Below are 5793 nucleotides of genomic sequence, written 5' to 3'. Positions count from 1 at the left end.
TCCGGCTCCCAGCACTCCGGCTCCCAGCGCTCCGGCCACGGCGCCCGAGCCCGTCCCCGCCGTCGACGAGCGCCCCGCCGCGCCCGTGACCGAACCGTCCGTGGCCGAACCATCCGTGGCCGAACCGTCCGCGTCCGCGCCGGTCCGACAGCCGGACGCCCCGGTGCCCTCACCGGTGGCGGAGCTCGCCGCCGAGGCGACGCCCGGCGCGCTGACGCTGGTCGACGTACGCCGGCTCTGGCCCGACATCGTCGACGCCACCAAGCTGCGCCGGCGGCTCGCGTGGATGCACCTCACCCAGAACTGCCAGGTCGTGGCTGTCGACGCCCAGACGCTCACGCTGGGCTTCACCAACGCCGGAGCGCGCGACAGCTTCGTCAACGGCGGGTGCGACGAGATCCTCCGCCAGGCGGCGATCGACGTCGTCGGCGCCTCGTGGCGCATCGACACGATCATCGATCCCGGGGCGCGAGCCGACGCGCCGGTGGTCACCACGCCGGCCGTCGCCGCCGAGCCCGTTCCCGAGGCCGAGCCGGCGCCCCCGGCCGAGCCGCGCCGCACCACCGACCCCGAGTCGATCGCCGCCGCCCGCGGCGCGATCCAGCAGACCCGCAGCGGCGACGAGCCGCGTGCAGAGGGCCCCGACTGGGCAGCCGCGGACGCCGAGGCGCGCCCCGACGACCTCGACGCCGACGAGCAGGGCCTGAGCACCGCGGAGCTGCTCGAGCGCGAGCTCGGCGCGCGGATGATCGAGGAGATCCGTCACCAGTGAACGCCCGCGCCGCACGTCCGACCCCCACATGTCCGACCCCCGCACGTCCGACCCCGCACGATCGACCAGAGGTGACCCGATGAGCCAGAACCCCTTCGACGCACTCGGCGGCGGCGGCTTCGACATGAACGCGCTGCTCCAGCAGGCCCAGCAGATGCAGGAGCAGCTGCAGAGCGCCCAGGAGCGGCTCGCCGAGACCGTCGTCGACGGCACCGTGGCCGGCGGCGCCGTGACGGTCAAGGTGACCGGCGTCGGCGAGCTGGTCGGGGTCGAGATCAAGGCGGGCGGCTTCGACGGGAGCGACCCCGACGACCTCGCCGACCTCGGCGACATGATCGTGGCCGCGTACCGCGACGCCAAGGCCCAGGCCGACGCCCTCGCCGGTGAGGCGCTCGGCCCGCTCGCCGGTGGAGCCGAGGGCATGCCCGGCATGCCCGGTCAGCTGGGCTTCTAGTGGTGGCCTGCCCAGGCGCCGTTGGCGGTGACCGCTAGGTGTACGAGGGAGTCGTCCAGGACCTGATCGACGAGCTGGGCCGCCTGCCCGGCGTCGGCCCCAAGGGTGCGCAGCGGATCGCGTTCCACTTGCTGCAGGCAGACCCGACCGACGTCCGTCGGCTCGCCGACGTGCTCATCGAGGTCAAGGCCAAGGTGAAGTTCTGCAGCATCTGCTTCAACGTCTCCCAGGACGAGCAGTGCCGCATCTGCCGCGACCCGCGGCGCGACCCGTCGGTGCTGTGCGTGGTCGAGGAGTACAAGGACGTCGTCGCGATCGAGCGGACGCGTGAGTTCCGCGGCCGCTACCACGTGCTGGGTGGTGCGATCTCGCCGATCGATGGCATCGGGCCGGAGCAGCTGCGCATCCGCGAGCTGATGGTCCGCCTCGCCGACGGGACCATCACCGAGGTCATCCTCGCGACCGATCCCAACCTGGAGGGTGAGGCGACGGCGACCTATCTCACCCGGATGCTCAAGCCGATGGAGTTGCGCGTGACGCGGTTGGCGAGTGGACTGCCCGTAGGCGGTGACTTGGAGTACGCCGACGAGGTGACCCTGGGCCGCGCATTCGCAGGAAGGCGATCAGCAGATGACTGAGACCACGCTCGACCACGAGACCGAGGAGTTCGCCCAGCAGATCGCCGACCAGGTCGAGAGCTTCCTGCTCGCCCTCCAGGCCATCGCCCGCGAAGCCGACGGCGGTCGGGCGATCTCGCTGCTGCTCCTGGAGATCAGCCAGGTGCTGCTCGCGGGCGCTCGATTGGGCGCGCAGCGCGACTTCAACCCTGCGGGTGAGTACCAGCCCGACGTCGGGCCCGAGCCCGACCTCGACGAGATGCGGATGCGGCTGGCGACGATGCTCGACAGCGTCGACACCTACAGCTTCGTGTTCGACCCCTACGTGCCCGACGTGGTCGAGAGCCAGCTCTCCGACGACCTCACCAGCATCGCCACCGACCTCGAGAACGGGCTGCGTCACTACCGCCTCGGCAACGTCGAGGAGGCACTCTGGTGGTGGCAGTTCTCCTACGTCGCCTCGTGGGGCAACCTCGCGGGGGCGGCCCTCAATGCGCTGCTCTCGATCGTCGCCCACGACCGGCTCGACGCCGAGTTCGTCGTCGAGGAGGAGCAGCTCGCGCTCGCCGATGAGATGCTCGAGGGCGGCGAGCCCGCACCTCGGTAGACTCGACGGCTGGTAGAGCAGCCAGCCAGCAGTCGAGCAGAGGGACCAACCGTGGGCATTGTCGTCCAGAAGTACGGCGGATCGTCGGTCGCGGACGCCGCCGGCATCAAGCGGGTGGCCCAACGGATCGTCAACACACGCAAGGCCGGTCACGACGTGGTCGTGGTCGTCTCCGCGATGGGAGACACCACCGACGACCTGCGTGACCTCGCGCAGCAGGTGACGCCGCTGCCGCCCCCGCGCGAGCTCGACATGCTGCTCACCGCCGGTGAGCGGATCTCGATGGCCCTGGTCGCGATGGCGATCGCCCAGCTCGGCCACAAGGCCCAGTCGTTCACCGGCTCCCAGGCCGGCGTGATCACCGACTCGGCCCACGGCAAGGCCAAGATCATCGACATCACGCCCGGCCGCATCGAGAACGCCATCAAGAACGGCGCGATCGCGATCGTCGCCGGCTTCCAGGGCGTCTCCCAGGACACCAAGGACGTCACGACCCTGGGCCGCGGCGCCTCCGACACCACCGCCGTCGCGCTGGCGGCCGCGCTCGGCGCGGACGTCTGCGAGATCTACAGCGACGTGGACGGCGTCTTCACCGCCGACCCGCGCATCGTGCCCGCCGCGCGCAAGCTCGACCGGGTCTCGACCGAGGAGATGCTGGAGATGGCGGCCTCGGGGGCCAAGATCCTGCACCTGCGGTGCGTCGAGTACGCCCGCCGCTACGACATGCCGATCCACGTGCGTTCCTCCTTCAGCCAGAAGGAAGGCACCTGGGTCATCCCGGACAGCAAGGCAGGAGAGGAAGAGATGGAGCAGGCGATCATCGCCGGCGTCGCGCACGACCGCAGCGAGGCCAAGATCACCGTCGTCGGGGTCCCCGACAAGGTCGGTGAGGCGGCCCGCATCTTCGAGGCGCTCGCTGCCACCGAGATCAACATCGACATGGTCGTCCAGAACGTCTCGGCCGCCGCCACCGGGCTCACGGACATCTCCTTCACGTTGCCGCGCGCCGACGGACAGACCGCGATGGCCGCGCTGGCTCGGATCCAGCACGAGGTCGGCTACCAGGAGCTGCTCTACAACGACCAGATCGGCAAGGTCTCGCTGATCGGCGCCGGGATGCGGTCCCACCCCGGCATCACCGCGAAGTTCTTCGCCTCCCTCGCCGCCGCCGGGGTCAACATCGAGATGATCTCCACCTCCGAGATCCGCATCTCCGTCATCGTCCAGGAGGCCCAGGTCGACGACGCGGTGCGAGCCACCCACACCGCCTTCGACCTCGACGCCGAAGAGGTCGAGGCCGTCGTCTACGGTGGGACCGGTCGATGAGTCGCCGTACCTTCAACATCGGAGTCGTCGGGGCCACTGGCCAGGTCGGCGTCGCGATGCGACAGATCCTGGAGGAGCGCGACTTCCCCGTCGGCGAGGTGCGGTTCTTCGCCTCGGCCCGCTCCGCGGGGACGGTGCTGCCGTTCGCCGGCCGCGAGGTGGTGGTCGAGGACGCCTCGACCGCCGACCCGAGCGGACTCGACATCGCGCTGTTCTCGGCTGGAGCCGCCACGTCGCGGGCGCTGGCGCAGAAGTTCGTGGACGCAGGCGTGGTCGTCGTCGACAACTCCAGCGCCTTCCGCAAGGACCCCGACATCCCGCTCGTCGTGGCGGAGGTCAATCCCGAGGCCGCTGCTGCGGTGTTCGAGGCCGGCCGCGGGATCATCGCCAACCCCAACTGCACGACGATGGCCGCGATGCCCGTGCTCAAGCCGCTTCACGACGAGGCCGGCCTGGTGCGGCTGATCGCCTCGACGTACCAGGCCGTCTCCGGCTCCGGCGTGGCCGGCGTGGACGAGCTGGCGACCCAGGTGGCGGCCGCCGGCGACAAGGCGCGCGAGCTGGCCTACGACGGTGAGGCCGTCGCGTTCCCCGACCCGGTGAAGTACGCCCGGACCATCGCCTACAACGTGCTGCCGATGGCCGGTTCGATCGTCGACGACGGTCTGAACGAGACCGACGAGGAGCAGAAGCTGCGCAACGAGTCGCGCAAGATCCTCGGCATCCCCGACCTGCGCGTCTCCGGCATCTGCGTCCGGGTCCCGGTGTTCACCGGCCACTCGCTCGCGATCAACGCCGAGTTCGAGCGGCCGATGACGCCGCAGCGCGCGGCCGAGCTGCTCGCCGACGCGCCCGGTGTCGCGCTCTCCGACATCCCGAACCCGCTGCAGGCGGCCGGCAAGGACCCGTCGTACGTCGGGCGCCTGCGCACCGACCCGGGTGTCGACGGCGATCGCGGCCTCGCGTTGTTCGTCTCCAACGACAACCTGCGCAAGGGCGCGGCGCTCAACACCGTGCAGATCGCCGAGCTGCTCGCCTCGCGCTGAGTTGACCCGCCCGAAAGTTCAGGGCGGGTCAATGGGGTTCGTCGACAGATGCGGTTGATCCGCCCGAAAGTTTCGGGCGGGTCAACGCCCGCTGGTCGCGAACGTGCGCGTCACCCAGTGCGCGAGCACGAACGTGCCTGCGGTGAGCAACGGGATGACCACCACCATGGGGCGGTCCATGAGGGAGTCGACCAGGAACAGCAGGGCCAGCACGGCTGTGAGCCCGACCGCCAGGAAGCTGGTGCTGCCCGGCTCGGGCACGCGCAGCAGCCGCAGCAGCAGCGCACCGACGACGATCATCGCGGCGAGGATCGCGATCAGCAGCCCGTAGCCGGTGTCGCCGCACGACGACGTCCCCTGGACCTCCTCGCACAGGCGCAGCGAGGCCCAGGTGAGGCCGACGATGCCCAGCCCGACCACCACGCCGGTGAGCACGACGGCTCCCAGGCCCCCCGGCCCGCGCTCACGGCGCGGTCGCGGCTCCGGCTCGGGTGCCGGCTCGGGTGCGGGCTCCGGTGCCGGCTCCGGTGTCGCGTCCACCTGTGGGACCGCGGTGAGTGGTGCGGTCACAGCCGGCGCCGGCGCGACGGGCGCGACGGGCTCGACGGGCTCGATCACGACGGTGGGCTCGGCCACAGCCGGGTCCGCGACCGTCGGCTGCTCGACCGGCTGCTCGACCGGCTGCTCGACCGGCTGCTGGACCGGCTGCTCAGCTGTCGGTTCGGTCGTCGGCTCGGCGCGCCGCCGGCGGCGGCGCCAGCCCAGCGAGGGCAGCTCCAGGGAGGGGGCGTCCTTGCCGGCGTCCTTCCCGGGCTCCTCATCCATCGTGTCCGGCATGTGCGGCAGTGTGCCACGAGGAGCGGCCCCAGATGACGCAGCAGGCCCGGATCCGCAGTGCGGATCCGGGCCTGCTGGATGGTCGGGCTGACAGGATTTGAACCTGCGGCCTCCTCGTCCCGAACGAGGCGCGC

At 71.1% G+C, this 5793-nt stretch carries 6 protein-coding genes and 1 pseudogene; 6 read left to right on the top strand and 1 reads right to left on the bottom strand.

Features of this window, described 5'->3' with window-relative positions:
• The 6 genes and pseudogenes from Q0L15_RS11190 to Q0L15_RS11165 form a co-directional block, all read left to right on the top strand.
• Positions 1-772: pseudogene (locus tag Q0L15_RS11190) on the top strand (DNA polymerase III subunit gamma/tau); the annotation flags it as partial.
• A 79-nt stretch (positions 773-851) separates the two neighbouring features.
• Positions 852-1226, top strand: coding sequence for a YbaB/EbfC family nucleoid-associated protein (locus tag Q0L15_RS11185; protein ID WP_296604387.1), 375 nt, complete (start codon positions 852-854; stop codon positions 1224-1226).
• A 38-nt stretch (positions 1227-1264) separates the two neighbouring features.
• On the top strand, positions 1265-1864 hold the full coding sequence (gene recR / locus Q0L15_RS11180) for a recombination mediator RecR (protein WP_296604385.1): 600 nt from the start codon (positions 1265-1267) through the stop codon (positions 1862-1864).
• Positions 1857-2450: a DUF5063 domain-containing protein gene (locus tag Q0L15_RS11175; protein WP_296604384.1), complete on the top strand. Its 594-nt coding sequence runs from the start codon at positions 1857-1859 to the stop codon at positions 2448-2450. Before recR ends, Q0L15_RS11175 begins: the two co-directional genes overlap by 8 nt.
• Before the next feature lie 51 nt (positions 2451-2501).
• A complete protein-coding gene (locus tag Q0L15_RS11170; protein WP_296604382.1) occupies positions 2502-3776 on the top strand; it encodes an aspartate kinase in 1275 nt (424 codons plus the stop codon).
• A complete protein-coding gene (locus Q0L15_RS11165) occupies positions 3773-4822 on the top strand; it encodes an aspartate-semialdehyde dehydrogenase (RefSeq protein WP_296604380.1) in 1050 nt (349 codons plus the stop codon). Before Q0L15_RS11170 ends, Q0L15_RS11165 begins: the two co-directional genes overlap by 4 nt.
• An 81-nt stretch (positions 4823-4903) precedes the next feature.
• On the opposite strand, the gene Q0L15_RS11160 is transcribed toward Q0L15_RS11165, so the two are convergent.
• The gene (locus tag Q0L15_RS11160; RefSeq protein ID WP_296604379.1) at positions 4904-5659 is read right to left on the bottom strand and encodes a hypothetical protein; all 756 of its coding nucleotides are present in this window, start codon (positions 5657-5659) and stop codon (positions 4904-4906) included.
• Positions 5660-5793 lie beyond the last annotated feature (134 nt).

The sequence above is a fragment of the Nocardioides sp. genome (genome assembly GCF_024509035.1).
GTDB lineage: Bacteria > Actinomycetota > Actinomycetes > Propionibacteriales > Nocardioidaceae > Nocardioides.
The sequence above is the reverse complement of the archived record's forward strand: the minus strand, read 5'-3'. Positions and strand labels throughout refer to the sequence as shown.

Bases quoted from the DNA above. Each gene is read 5' to 3' on its own strand.
- Q0L15_RS11185 (WP_296604387.1), top strand. From the start codon at position 852: ATGAGCCAGAACCCCTTCGACGCACTCGGCGGCGGCGGCTTCGACATG.
- Q0L15_RS11175 (WP_296604384.1), top strand. From the start codon at position 1,857: ATGACTGAGACCACGCTCGACCACGAGACCGAGGAGTTCGCCCAGCAG.
- Q0L15_RS11165 (WP_296604380.1), top strand. From the start codon at position 3,773: ATGAGTCGCCGTACCTTCAACATCGGAGTCGTCGGGGCCACTGGCCAG.
- Q0L15_RS11160 (WP_296604379.1), bottom strand. From the start codon at position 5,659: ATGCCGGACACGATGGATGAGGAGCCCGGGAAGGACGCCGGCAAGGAC.